Origin of the sequence: Lysinibacillus sp. FSL P4-0201 (assembly GCF_038593425.1) — a bacterium.
Classification (GTDB): Bacteria; Bacillota; Bacilli; order Bacillales_A; family Planococcaceae; genus Lysinibacillus; species Lysinibacillus capsici.
Genome location: NZ_CP151995.1, coordinates 4,146,846 through 4,170,192 on the forward strand (window position 1 = coordinate 4,146,846; position 23,347 = coordinate 4,170,192).

Consider the following 23,347-nt stretch of genomic DNA (forward strand, 5'->3'; position numbering starts at 1 on the left):
CGTCACCTGTTTTTACTTTATATCTGTTTTAATCATTTCAAACAATAACGGTACATTCGTGCCACGATGCAATGAATGACAGCCTTCCATTAAAAATGACCAACTTTTCTTTATTTTTTCCCTATAAGACAACTCTGAACTAACTGGGAGATAGGTGCTTAAATATTCCTCAATCGTGCATGTCAGATTGTCCATAAATTTATCTGCTTTTTGTATTTTATCTGTTGGGATTTCATTGCGCTCATTCCATAAGACATGTTCTAAATTCGTAGAAAAATAAAATAATTGATAAGGTACTTTCATACGGTTAATGCTAAAGTAGTCGTTGGCAATCAAAATTCTAGCATTCTTAGCCTTCATATCATTGCGTTGTTCTATTTGTTCTTTGCGTTTATCCGACTTCACTAAAATAGCATCCTCTGTATAAAATAAGTTTTGCTCGATACGCTCATCTACCTTGACGCACTCTGGTGCGATAAAGCATCCATCTGCATCTGTAATATGAACAACCGCTGTTAAATCATTGGCTAAAAATTTATATTTTTCAAGATAGCTTTGAATCACTCGTACAACACTGTTTTTAATATTCGGTATTCGTTTGTGCGCATCCCACTTTGTTAAGATATCTTCTCGTTGTACATCAAAACGTATTGTGGAGTTCGCAAAATGAGCATCTAAATAATCCTCTAAAATAATTTGCTCCGTCTGCCCTTCCACAATAATCAAAAGTACTTTTTTAGTCATGTTGAACACCTGCTTTACGAAAAGCCCGCTTTATTTTAAATGTTTTAGTTTCCTTATATATCTCTTCCTCTTGCCCGCCAAGCTGGATAGCACGTAAATAGACATCTCTAGCGTTATTCACTTCTTTGATACCTTTTAGCTGCATATAACGGTGATGTTCATTTGTTGTCGTAAACCATAAATTTTTAATAGCTAGCACCTCTAACACACGTAGATTATGGGAAGTAAAAATAAGTTGCCCTTTTCCATCCTCATCTATCACTGTTAACAACTCACCTAACAAATATTCAAATACACCTGAATCTAATTCATCAATAACCACGCATGCATTCGGATTATTGTATACAGCAATTAATACACTAAGAATAGAAATGATCTTTAAAATTCCCTCTGACTCTGTTCGTAGCGGTAATTCCTGCTCCCCGCGCTGAGACAAAAATTCAAAACGAATTCCTTGCTCACCACTGTCCATCATTTGCTTTGTAACGATATTAATTTTAATCGTCAGACCAGGAATAATTGCTGAGAGCACTTGATTACTTTGTTCAATAACTTCACATAATGCATAGAATGCATCCTCTGGTAATAAAGCTGGTCCATTTAAATCATAAGGAATAAGACCTCTTGTTTTCTCTAAATGAATACTGAATGGCATCATCCGTTCTTCAAATAGTGGGGCAATATTTTGAGTATTAACAACATGTAAGTCTCGACTAAAATCAACAGCAATATTTTGTAGCAACTGCATTTCTAGCTCAGAAAGCCGTTCCTGTAATAATGTCTTTATATCTTTATGGAATAGAAATGACATATATTGTTTTCTTGCTAACTGTTGAATAACCAGTAATTGAATTCGTGCTTGTTCACTCAAATCATCCAGTTTCGATTGACGAATTTGTACATCCCTCTCCGTCACAGCCACTAAAATCTTTGATCGCTTCCCTTTCGTGTTTTCTCGATAGGTAAGGCGCTCCAATGTAGTATATAGTCGATGTTGATCCTCCTGTAGCTCCACATAGTAATTCACAAAAAATGTACCGAATTGATTCTGAACTAGAAATTCTACATCCATGCTAGCTGTTTGCTCTCCTGCCAATATAAGTCGCTTCTTTTGAGAGGGCAACTTCACTTCAGCAAGCCATCCTGATAGAAGTGTCTTCAATAAACTAAATGCATCTACAATGGTTGTCTTTCCAGAGCCATTTTGTCCATATAGGCCAACAACATTCGCTTGTAGAAATGTCTCAAAATTTACTGCGAGAACAATTTCACCCTGTCGTACATTTCGTAAATTTTGTATGTTTATTTTTTTTATCTTAATAATTGCCATGTGCTAAACATCCTTTTAGCTTTTTCCCTTATTATAATGAAAATCGTTTTATTTTATAACAAATTCGAACTTAAGCATCCATAGCCTATAGCCTATGACAAAAATCGTAATAGGCATATGTTAGAAAAAATGAAGAAAGGTGTGTTTCATTGGTTTATCCTAGATTAGCCCCTGATGATTTTAACAGTCAATTTCGCCCAGGTATGAAAATATGGGTAACACTCCCTACTGGTACTTATTCAGGTACATTAATTCGGACATTCGGAACTGGAGGAAGAACTGCTGAAATTCAGTTAGATAATGGTCAAATAGTGACTGTGGATGTTAGTCAAATCACTGCTGCAGGTACAGGAACACCTCCTGGTAGTTCTTATCCGCCGCCATACCCACCACCATATCCACCATATCCACCATATCCGCCTCAACCTTATCCACCGCGGCCATACCCACCACAGCCTTATCCACCGCAACCTTATCCGCCACGTCCTTATCCACCACAGCCTTATCCACCGCAACCTTATCCGCCACGTCCAGGGGGGCAATATCCTGGTTTCCCACCACCATTAATACCAGGACTCCCTAATATTTTACCGGGCATATTTGGTAATCCGCGGCCTTAGCAACAATAGAAAAGGTTATTTCTTTATTTAAGAATAAAGAAATAACCTTTTTTCATTTTATTCCCATAACAATAATCATCAAATTCCTTTACATATAAGTCATGACAAAATAAGTAAAAAGCCCTAACAAGGAATTGGAAATTGGTATTTCAGCCAAATTTTTAATCAACTGAAAATAAGTTAGATCTGAGCATACTTCTTTTTTATACTAGGAAATATATAGCTTTTTGTAAAAATTTATCCTAACCTAAAAAATATATAGACTAAAAAACTATATATCTTCATTTATTTATAGAAATCATGACTTGAAATAGTAAGTTTTCTGGGTTGTGAATCAATTTTTTTGGCAGTATAGTAGTTAAATGATAGGGGATAAATAGATTATTTTGCATTTATAAATAGTTAACACGCATCTGGACTTCTACGAATAACATCAACATCTTCAATGTGTAGTACATTGACTAAATTATCCATTTATAGTCCTTAGCTTGAAATATTTGCTATATCATATTAGGAGGAAAAGCATGAAAACACGCAAGAAGCAGCAAATGTCTATTAGTAAGAAATTAACTGCAATAGTAGTGAGTATTTTATTATTATTTGGATTAGTTACTTTAGGTCTTTCTTATTATATAGTAAGAAATAGTAATTTAACAGACATGAATCAATCTCTTTCTGACAAAGGCATGATCCTAGCCAAAACCATTGATATTACTACACTAAAATCGATATTAGAGAATCCTACAAATAGTAACCCTGATGCTCTACGATTAACTAGTGAAATGGATGCAATCAATGATAATTCAGATAGCATTACCAATCTATTTTTAATTACAGTTAACGGTGAAAATATTAATGCACCTGTTCTATCATCTAGTATACTTGAACTAGGGGCAGAGTATAACCAAGATATGATTGCAATGGGTTTATCTCCAGATTTCCTAGCAAGAATTAAAGAAGTCTTTGATACAAAAAAAGCAACAGCAACAGATATTTATAGCGATGAATATGGTAGCTATAAAACAGGACTTACACCAATCTTGGATGAGAATGGGAATATGCTGGCTGCTTATGCCATTGACTATGACGTATCAATGGTAACAGGAAAAGCGATGTCTGAAGCCCTATGGACTTTATTAGTAACGGTTATTTTCTTAATTGGTTCATCCATTGCTGTTTACACTCTTTTAAGAAAAAAATTAACACCAATTCAACAACTTTCCTTACAATCTAAAAAAGTCGCAGAAGGTAATTTAGAGCTGGAACCATTACCAGTTACTTCAACAGACGAAGTAGGAATGCTCACACAAAATTTTAATTCTATGATCGATAACTTAAAAAATGTTATTAAGAGTACAACGATTGTTTCTGAGCGTGTTTCAAACACAGCCAATGTTTTATCTGTAAATATGCAAGAAGCTTCCGATTCATATAATAATGTAGCATCTTCCATGCAGGAGATTGCAAGTGGCGCTGATCTTCAAGTACAAAAGGCGAAAGAAAGTACAATTACCATTGAAGAAATGAATATTGGTATTCAACGTATTGCCATGACGTCCAATCAAATTTCAGAATCCTCGATTTTAGCATCAGAGGAAGCTGAAAGAGGGAATGAATCGACAAATAAATCTGTTGCACAAATGAATGCTATTAGCAAAGCTGTTAATCAATCTGCAGCTTCTGTTAAATTACTTGGCGATCATTCCAATAAAATAGAAGAAATCGTAGGAATCATTACAGGGATTGCTTCGCAAACCAATTTACTTGCATTGAATGCGGCAATCGAAGCTGCACGTGCTGGGGAGGCTGGTAGTGGCTTTGCAGTGGTTGCTGATGAGGTACGTAAACTTGCAGAGCAATCTGAGGCATCTGCAAGAGAAATTTCTACACTTATTTCTCATATCCAGCATGATACAAACGAATCTGTAAATATCATGGTTCACGCTGTAGAAGAAGTAGATCATGGTATTGTCATGATCAATGATTCGGAAAAATCATTTAGCCAAATTTTAACTTCCATTCACCATGTGACAGGGCAAATTCAAGAGCTTTCTGCAACAATTGAAGAAATGGCAGCTGGTATGGAAGAAGTAACATCTGCCGTAAAAGATATGGAAGATTTTTCAGTCAATTCAAAGGACAATACAAGAGCAGTAGCAGCAACTTCTGCCTCTCAATTGAATACAGTACAACGAGTTTCTGAAGAAGCTCAAGTATTATCCGAGCTATCTGATGAATTAATGAATGTTGTTAATACCTTTGTAGTGAAATAAAAAATGAAAGGGCTGCCCTTATTAAGGAGAGTTATGTCCGTTAGTTTCTCACAGATCGATTCACTACTGTGGACCTAATGACGATAATCGCTCCTTCATAGGTGTCGGCCCTTTTCTAAAATAGGAGTTGTCATAATTGAATAATAAAAATGAATTTGATGTACACCCATCACAGAATAATACGCTTTCTTTTGACCAACAAACACTTCAATCCAATAGTACACAATTATTAAACAGAGAAGACTTACTCGCATATCAAACGTTAAACCGTACAATAGCTGACTACGATCAAAACACCACAATACCTGACGTATTTTATCAGGCAGCACAAAAATTTGCGGAACGAATCGCATTATCCTATGAAGGTGGAAAACTTACCTACCGTCAGCTAAATGAACAATCCAACCAAGTTGCTCATATGTTAGTTGCCAACGGTCTACAAAAAGGAAACTATGTAGCGATAGTTATGGAACGCTGTAAAGAAACCGTCATTAGTTTGTTAGGTATCCTGAAAGCTGGTGGAGTTTATGTCCCCATTGATCCGAGCTATCCAAAAGAACGTTGTCAGTACCTATTAAACGATACAGGTACTCCATTTATCATAACGAAAAACGAACATACAGCTCTACTGAATGATTTTATACATAATGATTCCCAAACACGCACAGTGTTCACAATCAACCAAATGGAGCAAGGATATTCACAGGAAAATATCCAATGTGAAATTCTTCCATCCGATTTAGCCTATATTATTTATACATCTGGTTCAACAGGTAAGCCAAAAGGCGTCATGCTTAAGCATGAGGCTGTCATTAATTTAATAACAGATAATCAACGAATCTACCATTCAACTAAAGAAGATGTTTATTCCCAGTTTATTTCTTTTAGTTTTGACCCTTCTATAACAGAAACCTTTACTGCTTTATTTTCAGGTGCAAGACTTCATATGCTTACAAGTATAGAGCGTTTGTCCATTGAGGCATTTGCTGATATGATCGACCGTGAGCAAGTAACGACCGCTACTGTTCCAAATGCTTTCTTTACACAGCTAGCTACACATTTACCAGTAAGCTATAGAAAAAAGCTTTCGACATTAAATTATTTATCTGTAGGTGGTGAAGCCCTATTGCCTGCCATTGTTCAAAAATGGCAAGACAAATTTGGACTCTCTACAGAAATTATTAATGTGTATGGACCAACTGAATGTACAGTATTGTCCTCCTATTTTAAGGTGAAAAGTCAGATAACAGACATGCAATCTAGTATCCCTATTGGTAGACCAATCGCCAATTATGAAATGTACGTTATTAACACGGACGATCAGCTATGTCCCGTTAATGTAATCGGAGAATTATGTATTGCTGGTGCTGGTTTAGCAGCAGGTTATTTACATCAGCCTGAAAAAACAGCTGAAGTATTTGTACCTCATCTCTTAAAGCCAGATCAAAAAATGTATCGAACAGGTGATTTAGTTCGACTATTGCCAACTGGTGTCATTGAATTTGTTGGACGTAAAGACTCTCAAATTAAAGTAAGAGGCTTCCGTATTGAACTTGGAGAAATCGAAACAGTATTGAGCAATCATACGAGCATTCAGGAAGCCGTGATCATTGCAAAGAAAATGGCTGATGGGAATAATCATTTATTTGCCTACTATACGGTGGCAAGTGGGATGCAGCTTGAGGAGAATCTTTTAAGGGACTACTTAGCAAATCTTTTACCAGATTATATGGTGCCAGAGCAATTTATTGAATTGCAAGAAATGCCATTATCCCCTACAGGAAAAATTGATCGAAAACACTTAGCTTCATTGGAATTAACTTTATCACGCAGCACTACATATATTGCCCCAGAAAATGATACACAGCGTATGCTTGCTACTGCATGGGAATTTGTACTCGGTATTGAGCCAATTGGCATTCACGATAACTTCTTTCATATCGGAGGGCATTCGCTAAAAGTGCTCGAGATTCTTGTACAAGTGAAAAAACATATACCATTCTTAAAGATTCAGGATTTCTTCCAATATCAAACGATTGCTGAACTGGATCATTATATTCGTCATTATCAACCAGAAGCGATTGAAGATCAAGACGAGCCAGCTAAAAGCATTGTATTCAAGGACTTAATGGAGCCTAGTCCTCTAAAAGTCTCCCAAAATGTGAAGCCCTTGCCAATGACATCGGTATTACTAACAGGTGCTACAGGTTATTTAGGTAGTCATGTATTATATGAGCTATTAGCAACAACAACTGCGCACATATTTTGCCTTATTCGACCAAGCACCCAAACTACGATTGAAGATAAACTAAGAGAGAGTATGCAATTTTATTTTGGCAATACTATTGCTCAGCAGATGAAAGATCGTATTACTGTTATCCAAGGTGACTTAGGGAAGCAACGACTACACTTATCTGATAAAGATGAAAAAATCATTATGAAAGAAATTAATGCTATCATTCATTGTGGTGCAGATGTACGTCATTTTGGTGCAGCTGATCATTTTAATAATGTCAATGTGAATGGAACTCGCTACTTGCTTGAAATAGCCAAACAGAAACCAGGTGTGCATTTCCATTATGTATCGACAATTGGCATTCCAGAGGAGCTAGCCGCCATACAATGGGGACCAAATGAAGCAAAAGGTAACTTCAATTACAATGTTAAGCTTGATAATGTTTATACTCAAAGTAAGCTAGAAGCAGAAAACCTTGTTCGAAACGCTGTACAGGATGCAATCCCTGTCTCCATTTATCGTGTAGGAAATTTAAGCTGTCATTCTGAAACAGGTAAATTCCAACGTAATATCGATGACAATGCCTTTTACCGTATGATTAAATCAATGCTTTATTTAGGTAAAACACCTACCGCACAATGGCATGTTGACTTCACACCAATCAATTATGCTAGTCAGGCACTTGTTTCTTTGGCAAGCCAGCCAGCAACCAACGGCCATGTCTTCCATTTATGTAACCCTGTATCGCTTACTTATTTAGAATTAATCGATATGCTTAAGGAAATTGGTTATGACCTAACAATTGTGTCAACACAAGAGTATACAGATTGGCTATTAAATGGTGATCATTCAAAAGATGTACAGGAATATTTATCGTTAGCCATTGCGCAGCTTGAAGGTGATGGAGCAAGTGACTCCCCATTTATCTTCAATTGCAAAAAAACGATAGAATTTTTAGCTCATACTAAGATTGAATGTGCGGCACCAAATAAAGCCTTTATTTACAGAATGATTCAATATGGCATTGATACAGGCTACTTTCCTGAACCAAAACAAGTCAATATAAGATGATAAAACAAACTATACAGTTATTTGCACTTCCTCTAGGAGTACAGTTAGCACCACCAGAACGGGATGCTTTCCTTAAAGCACTCCCTTTTGAGGTGCAAAGAAAAGTTCAGCAATACAAGCACTGGCAGGATCAGCAAAGAGCGTTGCTAGGTAGCACTCTTATTAGATGGGCACTCCTTCCCTATATAGATGACGTTCTGTTACAACTAGCTCATAATGAATTTGGGCGCCCTTATATTGCAGGACACCCTCATTGGCAGGGAGATTTTAATCTCTCTCATTCTGGGGATTGGATAGTGTTAGCAGTCACCACTATCGGACGAGTCGGCATTGATGTTGAAGAAATAAAGCCAGTGAGTGAAGATATGATGATATATGCGCTTTCTGAGACAGAGCGTCAATTGGTCTCTCATCAGCCTTTACATGTTTTTTATGAGTTTTGGACTTTAAAAGAGGCTCTTTTTAAAACAGGCTTATTGCCAATCCTATCGCCATATTTGCTTGATACCACCAACATAAAAAAAACAAGAAAAGACCTTTTTACCCAATTACTCTATCTCGATCAGCAGCATCCTGTATCCGTCTGCTGGAACAATGAAAATTCCAAGTTAATAACCACAATATTAAATAAAGAGCAGCTTCTACAGCCATAACAATAATTATTCCTCCGTATTAAGAAAACGCTGCCCTAACGTGTCATTTATTCGACCCGCTAGGACAGCACTTTTTGTTTTATTTAAATAAGTCTGGATACATTTCTTTTGCTAATGCTTCCATTCCATCAATTGTGTTATAGCCATAGCCAAACATGTAATTGTAATCTACAATATACATTTGTTTATTTTTAATAGCCTTCATGCTTGATAGTTTAGGATTCGCATAAATTTCTTCACGTACTTTTGTCAAATCAGAACCGTCCCAGTTAGGAAGAATTAATACATCTGGATCTGCTGCAATTAATGTTTCAACACTTACATCGCCTGTTTCATCTTTAAAAATATTATCTAATTTAACCATTTTAAATGCATCATTAAAGAATGTTTCATCGTGTGCTGGATAAACAAAAAGCTCTTTTGGATCATTTGTATGCAAATAGGCAAATGTTTTTTCTTCTTTTATACTTTCTAATTTTGAGGAAATATCTTGTTGTCGACCTTTTAATTCTTTAATAAAGCTATCTGCTTTGTCTTGAACATTAAAAATTTCACCAATATTCTTTATATCTTTATAAATAGAATCATACGTGCCGCCTGTTACGGATGACTCTAAAACATATGTTTTTACACCCATTTCATTAAGCGAATCTACTGTCCCTACTCCCCATTCAGCATTATCAAATAAGCCACCACGACCAAATACTAAATCAGGATCAGTACCTAATGTAACCTCTTTCCCAACATATTCATCACTTAAAATATTTAGCTTAGCATACTCTTCTTCAACAGCTTTATCAACTGCACCAAAGTTTGCACCAACACCACCGATTTTATCGCCTAATCCTAAATGTAATAATAATTCTGCAGCTGGACGTGTATTTGCCATAATTCTTTCTGGTGCTTTATCAAATACTTGATCTTTCTTTTCCCATGTTGATCCACCTTCAGCCTTTGAAAAGTTCTCAATTGTCAGTGGATAATGCTCTTTTGTTTGTGTTTCCTTAGATGTATCTTTTGATGTGTTACCGCAGGCTGTTAATGTTAATAAAGCTGCTAAACCAATTCCTAATAATAATTTTTTCTTCATGTTTTTCCTCCTACAGTCCATATGCAAAGCCTAATCCATTCGTCACTGGATTAGTAAACGTTTGACATTTGATATGATATAAAGCTTCTATTGTTTCTGGTGTTAAAACTTCTTGGGGTGTACCATGTGCATAGATTTCACCATCTTTTACTGCATAAAGATAATCACAGTAATGTGCTGCCATTTCTAGATCATGAAGAGCTGCTAAAACACCGATGTTTAAACTTTTTACACAGGATAGTATTTCAATTTGATAACGAATATCTAAATGATTTGTTGGTTCATCCAAAATCATAAATTTAGGCTGCTGGGCAATCGTTCTAGCTAAAATAACCCTTTGCTTTTCACCACCAGATAGTGAAAGAAAACTGCGCTCTCTATAAGATTGTAAGTTCGTTCTTGTCAATGCCTCTTCTACGATGTCAAAATCCTTTTGGTTATCTGACTCTAGCATTTTTTTATGAGGTGTTCTACCTAACATCACCATTTGTTGTACCGTTAAATCAAAGTGCATTTCATTGAATTGTCCAACTACACCTAAGTGTTGAGAAATCTTTTTTTCGGCGCTTTTTAAAACATCTAAATCATCTAAGAAGACCATCCCTTTTTGAGGTACTAGGCTTTTATAAATGCTTTTCAGTAAAGTTGATTTTCCGCATCCGTTTGGTCCGATTAAGCCCACAAATTGTTGCTTATTCACATGAATGGATACGTTTTTTACGATTTCCTTTTTGCCGATTTTTACTTCTATTTCCTTTGCTACTAATTCCATTGTTCTACCCTCCAAAGTTGTAACCTTTTTTTACAATCATATAGATAAATAATGGTGACCCAATGACAGAAGTAATAATACCAATCGGTAATTCCACATTTTGGATTATTGTTCTAGACAGAATATCAGCCCAAATCATGAAAAGGCCTCCTAAGAGCAATGTTCCTAACATTAATCGTTTGTGATCTGCCCCGAAAATACCTCTTGTGATATGTGGAATAATTAAACCAACAAAACCGATCATACCTGCATAAGCGACCATCGTTCCTGTAATAAGCGAGGTAAGAATCATATATAATTTACGATAAGCACTTAAATTGATCCCTAAGGTGATAGCTGATTCATCCCCAAGTAGCATTGTGTTTAGCACACGATGTTGGAAAAGGAATAATGCAGCTCCTAGTACAATCACGATTGTTAAAATTGGTGTTTTGTCCCAGCTGGCAGATGCTAAACTCCCCATAGACCAGAACGTAACAGTTTTAATGCCCTCTGCATTATTGGCAAAAAAGATGATAAGGCTCGAAAACGAACTACATAATGCACCGATAACAACCCCTGATAAAACCAATTTTACTGAGGTTGCTTTACCTCCAATGCTGGATAAGATAAGCACTGCCATAGAGGTAATCATCGCCCCTGCAAATGCACCAAAGGCTACTCCAAATTGTGCTAACAATGCACTACTCCCAAAACCAACTAGAATAGCAAAGGTTGCACCTAATGACGCTCCTGAAGAAATACCAAGTATGTATGGATCAGCAAGCGGGTTTTGGACAACTGCCTGCATGACAGCCCCACACAATGCAAGACCGACACCAATCAATAAGGCAAAAACCACACGCGGCATTCTGACCTGTAGAATAATATTCAAATAGGATTCACTTTCCACACTATCAAGTGTTCCAAGTTTTCCATTGGATATAGTATGTAGCAAAATATCCATCGATTGCTTGAAAGGAATGCTGACTTGTCCTATTGATACAGAAAAAACGGCAGATATTAAAATAGAGACTATTAAAAGCAAGATAATAACATAATAAATATTGCCCATTCCTATTCTGTTAGCTTCCTGTCTATCCAAAATTTCACCTCTATCTGTTAAACTTTTAGTTAATGATAACGATTATCATTTTCATTTTGTATTGTAAGTGATAATCCATTGAAAAACAACAGGAAAATTTTTAATTATAGATTATGCATACATTCAGTAGATAAATATTCCACTACTGGCGGGTTTTAATTCGCTAAAATTATTGTTCCGATAGAAATTAAAACAGCTCATTGTAAATTCCGGATATTATATAGCGAAGAAAATTTGAAGAAAATTTAAGGATTTTTATTTAAACTCTGTTCTAATAAAAAATCAAAATAAAAAACCACTTTCCATAAAACTATGGAAAGTGGTCATATTACTTAAAAGATTGTGCTTATAGACTAACTAAATCTTACATCATTCCTGGCATACCGCCCATGCCGCTCATATCTGGCATTGCCGGTGCTGCTTCAGGGATATCTGCTACAACCGCTTCTGTTGTTAAGAATAGGGCTGCAACTGATGCTGCGTTTTGTAAAGCTGAGCGAGTTACTTTTGCTGGGTCTACTACTCCTGCTTCCATCATGTTTACCCATTCGCCAGTTGCTGCATTGAAACCAATGCCAACTTCTTCACGTTTTAGACGATCTACGATAATTGAGCCTTCAAGACCAGCATTATTAGCAATTTGACGAACTGGTTCTTCTAAAGCACGTAGAACAATTTTCACACCTGTAGATACGTCGCCTTCTACTGCTTCAGCCGCTTTTTCCACTGCTGCATAGACGTTAAGAAGTGCTGTACCACCACCTGATACGATACCTTCTTCAACAGCCGCACGAGTTGAGTTTAAAGCATCCTCAATACGAAGTTTACGCTCTTTCAGCTCTGTTTCTGTTGCAGCACCAACTTTGATAACTGCTACACCGCCTGCTAATTTTGCAAGACGTTCTTGTAATTTTTCTTTATCGAACTCTGAAGTAGTTTCAGCAAGTTGTGCACGAATTTGACCAATGCGTGATTCAATTGCGTCTGCTCCGCCTACACCTTCAACGATTGTTGTGTTGTCTTTTGTTACAACAACTTTTGCTGCACGACCAAGTGCAGAAATATCAGCTGATTTTAGGTCTAAGCCTAATTCTTCTGTAATCACTTGTCCACCTGTCAGGATAGCAATATCTTCAAGCATTGCTTTACGTCGATCACCGAAACCTGGTGCTTTTACTGCTACAGCATTAAATGTACCACGAAGTTTGTTCACAACAAGTGTTGCAAGAGCTTCACCTTCTACATCTTCAGCAATCATTAAAAGTGGACGACCTTGTTGTACCACTTGCTCTAATAATGGTAACACTTCTTGAATGTTTGTAATTTTTTTATCAGTAATTAAAATGTATGGGTTATCAAGAACCGCTTCCATTTTATCTGTATCAGTTACCATGTAATGAGACGCATAGCCACGATCAAACTGCATACCCTCTACTACATCTAGCTCTGTTGTGAAGCCTTTTGATTCTTCAATTGTAATAACACCATCGTTACCAACGCGCTCCATTGCTTCAGCGATTAGTTGTCCAACTTCATCATCAGCAGCAGAAATAGCAGCAACTTGTGCAATTTCTTCCTTATTGCTTACTGGGCGAGAAATAGCGTGTAATTCAGTAAGTGCTGCAGCAACTGCTTTATCGATACCTTTACGGATACCTACTGGATTTGCGCCAGCTGTAACGTTTTTCAAGCCTTCACGAATAATTGCTTGAGCTAATACTGTTGCTGTAGTTGTACCATCACCAGCGATTTCGTTTGTCTTAGAAGCAACTTCTGCTACTAATTTTGCTCCCATGTTTTCGTATGGGTTTTCTAGTTCGATTTCTTTAGCGATTGTCACACCATCATTTGTAATAAGTGGTGAACCGAATTTTTTTTCTAAAACAACATTACGTCCTTTTGGTCCTAATGTTACTTTTACTGCATTTGCTAATTTATCTACACCTTGTAACATTAATGAACGAGCGTCTTCTGAGAATTTAATATCTTTTGCCATGAGAATTTACCCTCCTGAAATGGAATATTCGTTAAGCTTCTTCAATATATTTATATCAATTTCACCTTATTGTCACATTTGTTATGCAAACAATAAGTATTCACCTTACGTAAGGTGCATTTAAAGTTCTTATTCAATAATTGCAAGAATATCGCTTTCGCGTAAAATTAGGTATTCATTACCTTCAAATTTAACTTCTGTGCCAGCGTATTTAGAGAAAATAATGCGGTCGTCAACTTTAACGTCAAGCTCTACACGTTGCCCGTTCTCTAATACACGACCTGTCCCAACTGCTACTACTTTACCTTCTTGTGGTTTTTCTTTTGCAGAGTCAGGTAGTACAATACCGAATGCAGATTTTTCTTCTACCTCGATTAGTTCAATTACAATACGATCTCCTAGTGGTCTTAACAAGTGAAACAACCTCCTAATAGTTAAATAATTGTTGATATTTATTAGCACTCTATATCAATGAGTGCTAACACAATTATTATGATAATCAATCACTCTTTTTTTTGCAAGTCAGAACTTCGAAAAATTTTGTTTTCTTTCCATATTCCTCTACAATAGAAAAGAAGCATATGAATGGAAAGGATTTTGACTGTGACTAATTCTCAAAAAGTAACGAAACATAAAAAAACAGCCCTGTATGTTTTGCTGATTTATATCTTGATGCAAATCTCTAGCAGATGGTTGCTCTTACCGTTCCATAAGCTCATCATGAAGGTAACGGGTTTAGCTTCTGAACAAGCAGCTCCTATTACTCAAGGTTGGTATATTGCCTTAAGTTTTGCTGTAGCGCTCATTTTAAGCTTAATCCTTACATCTCGAGATAAAGCATTTTGGAACATTTATCAAGGAAAAAAAGAAACGATACCTCTTACAATTGTGTGGGGAATCATCGGCTTCTTCCTAGTGTTCTTTGGACAAATGATTGGTGCAGCTATTGAGATGGCTGTTTTCGGTATTGAAGGAGGCTCACAAAATACTGCAGATATTGTCGCGATAGCTAAAGGTGCTCCCATCGCCATATTAGCAATTGTTGTATTCGGGCCAATCTTAGAAGAATTCGTCTTCCGTAGAGTGATCTTTGGCTCGCTTGTCCAAACAACAAATTTCTGGGTGGCAGCAATTGTGAGTGCCATTTTCTTTGCGATTATCCACTTCGACTTCTCACATATCTTGCTTTATACCATCTGTGGTTTAATTTTCGCCTTTTTATATCACAAAACAAAGCGCATTTGGACGTCTATTATTGCACACGTCATGCTTAATGGATTTGTGACACTTGTACAATTCTATGCGGAACCATTGCAAAAGTTTCTTCAAGAACTCGAAAAAATGCAATAAATTTTTGTAAAGCGCTTGTAAGATGCAAAAATAACACAAAAGCTCGGTGTCCCATTTAGGGCACCGAGCTTTATTTATTACTGTTGATTCAATTCTTCTATTTGTCGTCGTTGCTGCTCAAGTGCTTCTTCAATCTGGCGCTTTTGCTCCGCTTCCTGTTCTTCTTTTAATCGAATCTCTTCGGATTTAAGATATTTCTTATAGCCAATTCGTGAAATCATAATACTAATTTCATACAAAATAAACAGCGGAACTGAAACCATTAAATGCGAAGCCAACTCAGGTGGTGCAATAATCGCAGCACATACAAATAAACCGAAGTACGAATATTTACGAATACGAATTAGTAATTCCGGACTTAATATGCCAATTCGTGAAAAGAATAAAACAACAATTGGCAACTGGAAAAGGAAACCGAACGGTATTGTAAGCTTAAACAAGAATGTAAAATACTCATGTATACCAATGGTTTGCTGTATCTCCAAATCATTCGATAAATTCATCATGAATTTGATGACATATGGGAATAGTAAAAAGTACGAAAAAGATAACCCTGCAAGAAACAATAAAAATGAATACGGAATATAGCTTAGAGTTGCTTTACGCTCTACTTCCCTTAATCCAGGGCTAATAAACGACCATAATTGATACATCAACACGGGTGATGAAAGAATAAATGCAATTATAAAAACAACTTGTATATAAATTGCAAGTGGTGTGACTACATCAAATGCATGAAGCTCTATATTATATTTGGCTCCAGTCATTTGAAGGTATTTTACAAGTGGCTTTGCGACAAAAAAGGCGCCGGCCATAGCTAGAACAAAGAAAACGGCAACAATGAACAGCCGTTTTCTTAATTCTTCTATATGCTCAATGACAGTTAGATCTTTTGGATTCATTCCTCAAACATCCTAACTTACTTATCTAGTTCTTTCTTTTTCTTATCATCATCATCTTCGTCGGCTAAACCTTTAGTAGCATTTTTGAATTCACGTAGTGTTGAACCAAATGCCTTACCAAGCTCTGGTAACTTTTTAGGACCAAAAATTAGTAACGCGACAACTCCGATAATAATGAGGCTCATAGGACCAATACCACCCATTACAGCCACCTCCTCTTTATATCCATCATTTTAACGCATATTTCGCCATTTTGCTAACTAATTATATGTGAAAGTTTTTCGTCACACTCACTGATTTGACCTCATTTTATTTAAATTATCTATTTGACAGAAACGGTGAATTACACTAAAAAATATGTATGGTTTTCACTCTTCCTGATTACGAATTAAATAAATAAGCGCTTGCAACTCTACCGATAAATCGATGGTTAAAAGCTGCATTCTATCAGGTACTGTTAATCGCTCTGGCGTAAAGTTTAAAATTCCCTTTGCATTCATGGCTGCTAAGCGATCCGCCATTTTTTGAGCGGAGCGTGGTGAAACGGTTAAAATAGCAAGCTCTGCACCGTATTCTGCATATTTTTCTTCCAATAAATCTGGATGAAAAACCGGAATGTTACTGATCATTTTGCCATCCTTCGGTGCTTTTGAATCGAATGCTACCACAATATGTGTATTATGGTTTTTTTGAAAATTATATTTTAATAATGCACTGCCTAAATTCCCCACACCAATTAACGCTACTTTTGTCGTTTCATGTTGATCAAGCGTCTGGCTAAAAAATTGTAATAGATGCTGCACATCGTAGCCATAACCTTTTTTCCCAAGTGCACCAAAATAAGAAAAATCACGGCGAATAGTTGCAGAATCTATTTTCATCGCTTCACTCAATTCCTTCGACGAAATACGTTCCATACCTTCTTGTGCAAAGTTTTGAATAAATCGATAGTAAAGAGGAAGTCTTTTTGTAGTGGCTTGTGGAATTTTTAATTCTTGTTTCAAACTTTTTCCTCCTTATGATGTACCTCCATCAATTTTACTGTCTTTAACTACTAATTTTAATACATTCATCCTTAACAATATACAACATTTTTGCAATCCCCTGCTGTATTTCTCTTTAGTTAATGGCGCCTTATACGCAGCTAACTAAAAAGAAATCGTTTCAATCTTACATGACTGCTAGGAATAAGTAAAGCACGGACATTGCATGCAAATCGTTCATCCATTACACTAAGGTAGAATTGAGGTGTCAAGAATGATTGTTTTACAGGTCAATCAACTAACTAAATCCTTTCTTGCAGATGAAATTTTAAGTGGTGTTAAATTAGAAGTTCAACACCGTGACCGTGTTGCCTTAGTAGGACGAAACGGTGCAGGTAAATCTACTTTATTAAAAATAATTGCTGGTCAAATGTCTTATGATTCAGGTGATATCATTATCCCAAAGGATATTCAAATAGGCTATTTAGAGCAACATGCAGGATTAAACTCTACGCTAACAATTTGGAATGAAATGATGACTATATTTGAATCTCTTTTAGCCCAAGAACAGCTGCTACGCTCACTTGAACAACAAATGGCTGATCCCACTGTCTATGAAAACCCTACTATGTATGCGAAAGTTATGTCGGAATACGATCAATTACAGCATACGTTTAAAGATGCAGGTGGCTATCAATATGAATCAGACATACGGTCAGTCCTTCATGGTATGCAATTTTATTCCGAAGACTATGACAAACCCATCAGTTCCTTATCTGGTGGACAGCGCACACGTTTAGCACTTGCTAAGCTCTTACTTAGTAAACCAGATCTTTTAATTCTCGATGAGCCAACGAACCATTTAGATATCGAAACACTATCTTGGTTGGAATCCTATTTAAAGGGCTATGAAGGCGCTATTTTAATTGTTTCCCATGACCGCTACTTCTTAGACCAAGTCGTTTCTATTGTCTACGAAGTATCTCGTCATCGCGTTACCAAATACCCGGGTAATTATAGTGCATATTTAGATGAAAAAGCTAAAAATTATGAGCGTGATGTCAAACTCTATGAACGTCAGCAAGATGAAAAGGCCAAGCTAGAGGATTTTATCCAAAAAAATATTGCACGTGCTTCTACAACAAAAATGGCACAAAGTCGACGTAAAATGCTTGAACGTACCGAGTGGATGGAATCGCCAGATGGTGATGAGAAATCCGCTAGTTTCGGTTTCACGATTGAACGTCAAAGTGGAAATGATGTTTTATCTGTTGATGAATTAACGATAGGTTATAACGATCGTACCATTTCTAGTGGGATAAACCTCCACACTTTTCGTGAGGATCGTATTGCCCTTGTTGGCCCAAACGGAGTTGGTAAATCGACATTATTAAAAACAATTGTAAAAGATTTATCCCCTCTTGGAGGTAGTATTCGTTATGGTACGAATGTACAAATCGGCTACTATGATCAAGAGCAAGCAAAGCTATCGAGCAATAAGAGTGTCCTAAAAGAATTATGGGATGAATGGCCACTCATGAACGAAAAAGATATTCGAACTGTATTAGGGCGTTTTCTTTTTAGTGGTGAAGATGTGGATAAAGCTGTATCCTCTTTATCGGGCGGTGAAAAAGCACGCCTTGCACTCGCAAAGCTAATGATGCAAAAGGCTAATTTCTTAATTCTAGATGAGCCTACCAATCATTTGGACTTAGATAGCAAAGAGGTATTAGAAAATGCCTTGATTGATTATCCAGGTACGCTTCTATTTGTCTCACACGACCGCTACTTCATTAATCGTATCGCAACAAAAGTGGTGGAGTTATCTGGAACGGGTTCATTTGAATATTTAGGTGACTACGATTATTACGTTGAGAAAAAGCAGGAACTATTGGAGCTAGCACAAATGAAGGCTGCCTCCCAACCACAAGTACAGCAAGACCTACCTGATAAAACCTCTACATCAAAAATTGATAAAGAAGCAAAAAAGCGTGAACGTCAAATTAGACGTACGATTGAAGATTTAGAAAGCAAGATGCAAGAAACATCTGCTATTGTTGCAAGACTAGAAGAAGCTCTTTGTGACTCTGCCATTTTTACCGACCATGAAAAAATTTCAATGCTTCAAGCAGAATTAGCAACTGCTAAAGAACAGCATGAGCTATTAGAATTAGAATGGCTTGAGTTAAATGAAGAACTTGAAAATATTAGTATGTAAATGATGTAAGCCATGTGAAAGGTCACATGGCTTTTTCTTTACTTGTCTTCATTTTTCATATATATTGGTCAAGTGCTATTTTTCGACAAAAAATGCCCACAGTTTTATTAACACTACAAATCTAGTAGTACCAACATATCAACAGAGTTTTCCACATTGTCCACAATGAAAATTTATTTTATCCACATTCTATCGTATAAAACCAGCTACTATATATTGAATAATCACAAGTTATACACAAGTTATCAACAATTTGTGCATAAGTACGCGTGTTCGCCATTTAATTCGCTCCTTTACCTGTGGATAATTTTCTGAAAAATTTGTCAATTGTGATGCCTCTACTGACTATTCCCTTAGCACGGTTCTTTTTTATCAACAATTATTCGACAATTAAAAAAAGAGATATCTAAAAATATAGATACCTCTTTCTTACACTATACCCAGGATTTTAACTCCATTCCTGGACGTCCATTCATCATTAAGTTTCCTCGAATACCAGCCTCAAACATCGGCATAGCTGCTGCGCCAATCATTGCCGCATTATCAGTACACAATTTAAGCGGCGGTACAAAAAACGGGATACCTTCCTCTTCAAATACAGTCTCCAAAGAAATTCGCAACCCCTTATTTGCTGCTACACCTCCAGCTGCAATAACCTGTTTCACCTGATATTCGCGAGCAGCACGTAATGTCTTAGCAGTCAGTACTTCAACAACACTTTCCTGAAAGCCCTTGGCGACAGCTGCTGGTGAAATAGCTTCACCTCGTTGATCCATATTATGTTTATAATTGATGACAGCTGATTTTAAACCGCTAAAGCTAAAATCATATGAATCCTCTTCCAACCATACTCTTGGAAAAGGAACAGCCTCTCCTTCCTCATGAGCAAGACGATCAATATGTGGCCCACCAGGATAAGGTAAATTTAAAACACGCGCCACTTTATCATAAGCTTCACCAGCTGCATCATCTCTTGTTTCACCAATGACCTCAAAAGAGCCATGTTCCTTCATATAGACAAGCTCTGTATGACCGCCTGAAACTACTAGTGCTAATAAAGGGAACTCCATCGGCTGAACAAGCGCATTGGCATAAATATGCCCTGCAATATGATGCACACCTACAATTGGTAGGTTATTCGCAAAGGCAAAAGCCTTCGCTGCATTAATGCCAATCAACAATGCCCCTACAAGACCCGGACCCTCTGTAACAGCAACCGCATCCAAATCTACCGGCTTTAAATTTGCTTGAGCTAATGCTTCTTCAATTACCATCGTAATTTGTTCAACGTGATGGCGTGATGCAATTTCAGGAACAACGCCACCAAATCGCTTATGACTCTCTATTTGAGAAGCAACAACATTCGACACGATTTCATGACCATTTCGTATAATCGCTGCAGCTGTTTCATCACAGCTTGATTCTATTGCTAATATCAATCCATTATTCATTATAAATTCACCCACATGACAAGGGCATCCTCCCCGTTATCCGTATAATAGCCTTTCCGTATACCACCATCTTGGAATTGGAGCTTACGATAAAGATTTTGTGCAACTGTGTTCGTTACTCGTACCTCCAATGTCATAACCTCCATTCCATGTAAACGAGCTATTTGCATTGCCTCACGCATTAATCCCTCGCCTATACCTCGTCCACGAGCTGCCTCAATAACAGCTACATTCGTAATTTGGGCTGCATCTATAACCATCCACATCCCGCAAAAACCAATAATACTTCCACTTGCATCAACAGCCAGCACATAATGGGCATACTGATTTTCATGTACTTCATAGTAAAAGGAATCCAACGTCCAAGGTACAGGAAATGAAGCTACTTCAATTTCATAAACTGCTGGTACATCATCAGAAACCATTTTACGATAAGTTACATCACTACTCATGTTCTTTCTCCTTCTGTTCTTTCAGCCAATTTGCTTCAGCCTCTGCAATTCGTTTATATTGTGGGACAAAGTGATGAGTAGCTTCAACACTCGGTAATTCCACTTTAGTTCCTACACGAATAACTTCCGTTGCACGTGGCAAGTCAAGACTAAAAGGTGCACGAAAAGCGTTATCGCCAAGCTCCTCTACAATGTTATCCCAAAATAAGCCCACATCTGTTCCTACAAATAAAATAGGTGCATCTAATGCCCTTAAACGCTCTAATAAATCAGCGATATGTGCATGATGATCCTCCACAAGAGCCTCTAGAGTCACTCCTTGATAAACAGCTGTATAAACATTATCTCTTCTTGCATCAAAAATTGGACAAATTAATCCATTATAAAGGGTAGCATTTGCAGCTAATGCTTTTAAGCTAGAGACACCAACTAAAGGTATCTGTAATGTCCATGCTAGGGTTTTCGCTAATGTTACACCTATACGGACCCCTGTATACGAACCTGGCCCTTCAGACACTGCAATAACATCCAAGTCGCCTGCCTTCAAACCTGCTCTTGCTAATACCTCTTCAATAGCGGGCATTGCGCCTGCTGAATGTGTTAATTTTATATTTTGTACCAGCTCAGCTACCACTTTTCCATCCCTCACAATAGCAACGGAAAGTGGTGTATTCGCTGTTTCTATTCCTAACCAAATCATTTCATTAGCTCCTCACATAGTGCCTCATAGCGTTCCCCACTAGGTATTAACACAAATCGTCGTTCATTGTCTCCGATTCGATAAATCTCTATCGCTAATCGATTCCGTGGCAAATCCTGTTCTATTAAATGCGCCCACTCTACCACTGATACTGCATCTCCATAAAATAATTCATCCCAACCAAGGTCCTCGTCACTTTCAGCCAAACGATAAACATCTAAATGATTGAAGGGTAAACGTCCTTCATACTGTTTAATGATTGTAAATGTTGGACTGTTGACCGTTCTTTTCACACCAAGCCCTTTTGCTAAGGCCTTCGTAAACGTTGTCTTGCCTGCACCCAAATCTCCTTCTAATGTAATTGTATCTTGAGCTTCTAGTAATTTTGCAAGTGTCACGGCAAAACGCTCTGTATCATCAACTGAATTCATGATTATTTCATACATTCTCATTTTTCCTCTCATCACTACATTACCTCTAGTTTACCTAAACTAGCGAAAATGTTCAAAGCATCCAATATCATTATATCCTACATAGATTATCTTCGTTAAAAAGCCTAATTTTATGACATGGTAGCCATTTAAATAAAAAAACACGCCTTCTTTTACAAAGACGTGACAACTATTTATCTGTTTGAATGACCTTTCACTGCTATGATTTCTTTGCCAATTAGTTTATCATCCTTAAATTTTACTATATAGGCCTGTGTCATCAAGATTTCATCATTCCAACGATATTCATTATTTTTGATTTTTTTACCTGCGCCGCCTGCTGCTTCTACTACTTCAATATATGACATATCATTTTTTAATTTCTCAAATTCTACTTCGTTCATATTTTTTTGCCAGTGATACGCATTTGATTCTTCAATCTCCATAATAGGATCTCCACAGCCTACCATCATTATCATGGAACCAATAAGCAAAGGGAAATAAATACTTTTAAAAGAATAATCTTTGCTCATATAAACACCTCCGTAGCCAATCCGATTACTTCTACTTTTTTACCCCTAATCTTTATATTAGAAACATCTCTAATTTTACCTTATAGAAACGCTATCATTTATCGGTAATTTTTACTATTTTTAGATAATGTTAAATATATGAAATTCGCTATGTTTATGGCAATATTATCGATCATTTCACAGCGATTTAAGCCATTTTTTAGATACACTTGATATGTTTTAGGGAAATAGATGTTGTTTATGAAATAATAAAGGGAAGTTGGTCTCAAATACTTCACAGAATGTTATGCTTTTAGCCTCTGTGTTTCTACTAGGCAGTGTTGATCCTTTCGACATTATTCATTTGTCATGTAATTTCTACTTAATTTACTGATAAACTCCTGAAAGATGAATTGGATCCATACTCCAATCACATACAAAAAAGTCCCTATGATGTAAAATCATAAGGACTGTAATAA

At 36.8% G+C, this 23,347-nt stretch carries 21 protein-coding genes; 6 read left to right on the top strand and 15 right to left on the bottom strand.

Features of this window, described 5'->3' with window-relative positions; genetic code table 11:
* Nucleotides 1–12: 12 nt before the first annotated feature.
* Nucleotides 13–744, bottom strand: a complete 732-nt coding sequence (locus MKY76_RS20885) for a hypothetical protein (protein WP_342557111.1) — start codon at nt 742–744, stop codon at nt 13–15.
* A complete protein-coding gene (locus tag MKY76_RS20890) occupies nt 737–2,074 on the bottom strand; it encodes an ATP-binding protein (RefSeq protein WP_342557112.1) in 1,338 nt (445 codons plus the stop codon). Before MKY76_RS20890 ends, MKY76_RS20885 begins: the two co-directional genes overlap by 8 nt.
* A gap of 149 nt (nt 2,075–2,223) precedes the next feature.
* On the opposite strand from MKY76_RS20890, the gene MKY76_RS20895 reads away from it, so the two are divergent.
* The 4 genes from MKY76_RS20895 (at nt 2,224) to MKY76_RS20910 (ending at nt 8,927) form a co-directional block, all read left to right on the top strand.
* A complete protein-coding gene (locus MKY76_RS20895; protein WP_082148177.1) occupies nt 2,224–2,694 on the top strand; it encodes a hypothetical protein in 471 nt (156 codons plus the stop codon).
* 524 nt (nt 2,695–3,218) lie between these two features.
* Nucleotides 3,219–4,967, top strand: a complete 1,749-nt coding sequence (locus tag MKY76_RS20900) for a methyl-accepting chemotaxis protein (protein ID WP_054548886.1) — start codon at nt 3,219–3,221, stop codon at nt 4,965–4,967.
* 136 nt (nt 4,968–5,103) lie between these two features.
* A complete protein-coding gene (locus MKY76_RS20905) occupies nt 5,104–8,274 on the top strand; it encodes an amino acid adenylation domain-containing protein (protein ID WP_342557113.1) in 3,171 nt (1,056 codons plus the stop codon).
* The gene (locus tag MKY76_RS20910) at nt 8,271–8,927 is read left to right on the top strand and encodes a 4'-phosphopantetheinyl transferase superfamily protein (protein ID WP_048394933.1); all 657 of its coding nucleotides are present in this window, start codon (nt 8,271–8,273) and stop codon (nt 8,925–8,927) included. The genes MKY76_RS20905 and MKY76_RS20910 overlap by 4 nt, the downstream gene beginning before the upstream one ends.
* Before the next feature lie 79 nt (nt 8,928–9,006).
* Here the strand turns inward: MKY76_RS20910 and MKY76_RS20915 are convergent, their stop codons facing one another.
* The 5 genes from MKY76_RS20915 to groES form a co-directional block, all read right to left on the bottom strand.
* Nucleotides 9,007–10,017, bottom strand: a complete 1,011-nt coding sequence (locus tag MKY76_RS20915) for an ABC transporter substrate-binding protein (RefSeq protein WP_342557114.1) — start codon at nt 10,015–10,017, stop codon at nt 9,007–9,009.
* Nucleotides 10,018–10,027: 10 nt separating this feature from the next.
* Nucleotides 10,028–10,789: an ABC transporter ATP-binding protein gene (locus MKY76_RS20920; protein WP_054548890.1), complete on the bottom strand. Its 762-nt coding sequence runs from the start codon at nt 10,787–10,789 to the stop codon at nt 10,028–10,030.
* A gap of 4 nt (nt 10,790–10,793) precedes the next feature.
* Nucleotides 10,794–11,873 carry an iron ABC transporter permease gene (locus tag MKY76_RS20925; RefSeq protein WP_342557115.1) on the bottom strand — a complete coding sequence of 360 codons (1,080 nt, stop codon included), beginning with the start codon at nt 11,871–11,873 and terminating at the stop codon, nt 10,794–10,796.
* A gap of 364 nt (nt 11,874–12,237) precedes the next feature.
* Entirely contained in the window at nt 12,238–13,869 is a 1,632-nt protein-coding gene (gene groL, locus MKY76_RS20930) for a chaperonin GroEL (RefSeq protein ID WP_004224361.1), read from the bottom strand.
* 129 nt (nt 13,870–13,998) lie between these two features.
* Entirely contained in the window at nt 13,999–14,283 is a 285-nt protein-coding gene (gene groES, locus MKY76_RS20935; protein ID WP_004224358.1) for a co-chaperone GroES, read from the bottom strand.
* 171 nt (nt 14,284–14,454) lie between these two features.
* Here groES and MKY76_RS20940 point away from each other — a divergent pair, with 171 nt between their 5' ends.
* Nucleotides 14,455–15,219, top strand: coding sequence for a type II CAAX endopeptidase family protein (locus MKY76_RS20940; RefSeq protein ID WP_036075465.1), 765 nt, complete (start codon nt 14,455–14,457; stop codon nt 15,217–15,219).
* A 77-nt stretch (nt 15,220–15,296) separates the two neighbouring features.
* Here the strand turns inward: MKY76_RS20940 and tatC are convergent, their stop codons facing one another.
* The 3 genes from tatC to MKY76_RS20955 all read right to left on the bottom strand — a co-directional run bounded on the left by tatC (nt 15,297) and on the right by MKY76_RS20955 (nt 17,125).
* Nucleotides 15,297–16,121: a twin-arginine translocase subunit TatC gene (gene tatC, locus MKY76_RS20945; protein ID WP_048394925.1), complete on the bottom strand. Its 825-nt coding sequence runs from the start codon at nt 16,119–16,121 to the stop codon at nt 15,297–15,299.
* A 17-nt stretch (nt 16,122–16,138) separates the two neighbouring features.
* Nucleotides 16,139–16,324 (bottom strand): twin-arginine translocase TatA/TatE family subunit, encoded by a 186-nt coding sequence (locus tag MKY76_RS20950; RefSeq protein WP_008176991.1) that lies wholly within the window; start codon nt 16,322–16,324, stop codon nt 16,139–16,141.
* A 165-nt stretch (nt 16,325–16,489) separates the two neighbouring features.
* Entirely contained in the window at nt 16,490–17,125 is a 636-nt protein-coding gene (locus MKY76_RS20955) for a redox-sensing transcriptional repressor Rex (protein WP_004224350.1), read from the bottom strand.
* Nucleotides 17,126–17,378: 253 nt separating this feature from the next.
* Here MKY76_RS20955 and MKY76_RS20960 point away from each other — a divergent pair, with 253 nt between their 5' ends.
* Nucleotides 17,379–19,322 (top strand): ATP-binding cassette domain-containing protein, encoded by a 1,944-nt coding sequence (locus tag MKY76_RS20960; protein ID WP_342557116.1) that lies wholly within the window; start codon nt 17,379–17,381, stop codon nt 19,320–19,322.
* A 434-nt stretch (nt 19,323–19,756) separates the two neighbouring features.
* Here MKY76_RS20960 and tsaD read toward each other — a convergent pair whose 3' ends face one another.
* The 5 genes from tsaD to MKY76_RS20985 form a co-directional block, all read right to left on the bottom strand.
* The gene (tsaD, locus tag MKY76_RS20965) at nt 19,757–20,773 is read right to left on the bottom strand and encodes a tRNA (adenosine(37)-N6)-threonylcarbamoyltransferase complex transferase subunit TsaD (protein WP_048394920.1); all 1,017 of its coding nucleotides are present in this window, start codon (nt 20,771–20,773) and stop codon (nt 19,757–19,759) included.
* A complete protein-coding gene (gene rimI, locus MKY76_RS20970) occupies nt 20,773–21,225 on the bottom strand; it encodes a ribosomal protein S18-alanine N-acetyltransferase (protein WP_054548892.1) in 453 nt (150 codons plus the stop codon). The genes tsaD and rimI overlap by 1 nt, the downstream gene beginning before the upstream one ends.
* Nucleotides 21,218–21,925 carry a tRNA (adenosine(37)-N6)-threonylcarbamoyltransferase complex dimerization subunit type 1 TsaB gene (tsaB, locus tag MKY76_RS20975; protein ID WP_048394916.1) on the bottom strand — a complete coding sequence of 236 codons (708 nt, stop codon included), beginning with the start codon at nt 21,923–21,925 and terminating at the stop codon, nt 21,218–21,220. The genes rimI and tsaB overlap by 8 nt, the downstream gene beginning before the upstream one ends.
* Nucleotides 21,922–22,371, bottom strand: a complete 450-nt coding sequence (tsaE, locus tag MKY76_RS20980; RefSeq protein WP_048394914.1) for a tRNA (adenosine(37)-N6)-threonylcarbamoyltransferase complex ATPase subunit type 1 TsaE — start codon at nt 22,369–22,371, stop codon at nt 21,922–21,924. Before tsaE ends, tsaB begins: the two co-directional genes overlap by 4 nt.
* 179 nt (nt 22,372–22,550) lie before the next feature.
* The gene (locus tag MKY76_RS20985; protein WP_048394912.1) at nt 22,551–22,889 is read right to left on the bottom strand and encodes a hypothetical protein; all 339 of its coding nucleotides are present in this window, start codon (nt 22,887–22,889) and stop codon (nt 22,551–22,553) included.
* Between the last annotated feature and the right edge of the window lie 458 nt (nt 22,890–23,347).

What these genes read in the sequence shown, in the direction of transcription:
- tatC (WP_048394925.1), bottom strand. Translation starts at nt 16,121, where the DNA reads ATGAATCCAAAAGATCTAACTGTCATTGAGCATATAGAAGAATTAAGA.
- tsaB (WP_048394916.1), bottom strand. Translation starts at nt 21,925, where the DNA reads ATGATTTGGTTAGGAATAGAAACAGCGAATACACCACTTTCCGTTGCT.
- tsaD (WP_048394920.1), bottom strand. Translation starts at nt 20,773, where the DNA reads ATGAATAATGGATTGATATTAGCAATAGAATCAAGCTGTGATGAAACA.
- MKY76_RS20920 (WP_054548890.1), bottom strand. Translation starts at nt 10,789, where the DNA reads ATGGAATTAGTAGCAAAGGAAATAGAAGTAAAAATCGGCAAAAAGGAA.
- MKY76_RS20885 (WP_342557111.1), bottom strand. Translation starts at nt 744, where the DNA reads ATGACTAAAAAAGTACTTTTGATTATTGTGGAAGGGCAGACGGAGCAA.
- MKY76_RS20950 (WP_008176991.1), bottom strand. Translation starts at nt 16,324, where the DNA reads ATGGGTGGTATTGGTCCTATGAGCCTCATTATTATCGGAGTTGTCGCG.
- MKY76_RS20890 (WP_342557112.1), bottom strand. Translation starts at nt 2,074, where the DNA reads ATGGCAATTATTAAGATAAAAAAAATAAACATACAAAATTTACGAAAT.
- MKY76_RS20915 (WP_342557114.1), bottom strand. Translation starts at nt 10,017, where the DNA reads ATGAAGAAAAAATTATTATTAGGAATTGGTTTAGCAGCTTTATTAACA.
- groL (WP_004224361.1), bottom strand. Translation starts at nt 13,869, where the DNA reads ATGGCAAAAGATATTAAATTCTCAGAAGACGCTCGTTCATTAATGTTA.
- MKY76_RS20985 (WP_048394912.1), bottom strand. Translation starts at nt 22,889, where the DNA reads ATGAGCAAAGATTATTCTTTTAAAAGTATTTATTTCCCTTTGCTTATT.
- MKY76_RS20900 (WP_054548886.1), top strand. Translation starts at nt 3,219, where the DNA reads ATGAAAACACGCAAGAAGCAGCAAATGTCTATTAGTAAGAAATTAACT.
- MKY76_RS20940 (WP_036075465.1), top strand. Translation starts at nt 14,455, where the DNA reads ATGGAAAGGATTTTGACTGTGACTAATTCTCAAAAAGTAACGAAACAT.
- rimI (WP_054548892.1), bottom strand. Translation starts at nt 21,225, where the DNA reads ATGAGTAGTGATGTAACTTATCGTAAAATGGTTTCTGATGATGTACCA.
- tsaE (WP_048394914.1), bottom strand. Translation starts at nt 22,371, where the DNA reads ATGTATGAAATAATCATGAATTCAGTTGATGATACAGAGCGTTTTGCC.
- MKY76_RS20960 (WP_342557116.1), top strand. Translation starts at nt 17,379, where the DNA reads ATGATTGTTTTACAGGTCAATCAACTAACTAAATCCTTTCTTGCAGAT.
- MKY76_RS20910 (WP_048394933.1), top strand. Translation starts at nt 8,271, where the DNA reads ATGATAAAACAAACTATACAGTTATTTGCACTTCCTCTAGGAGTACAG.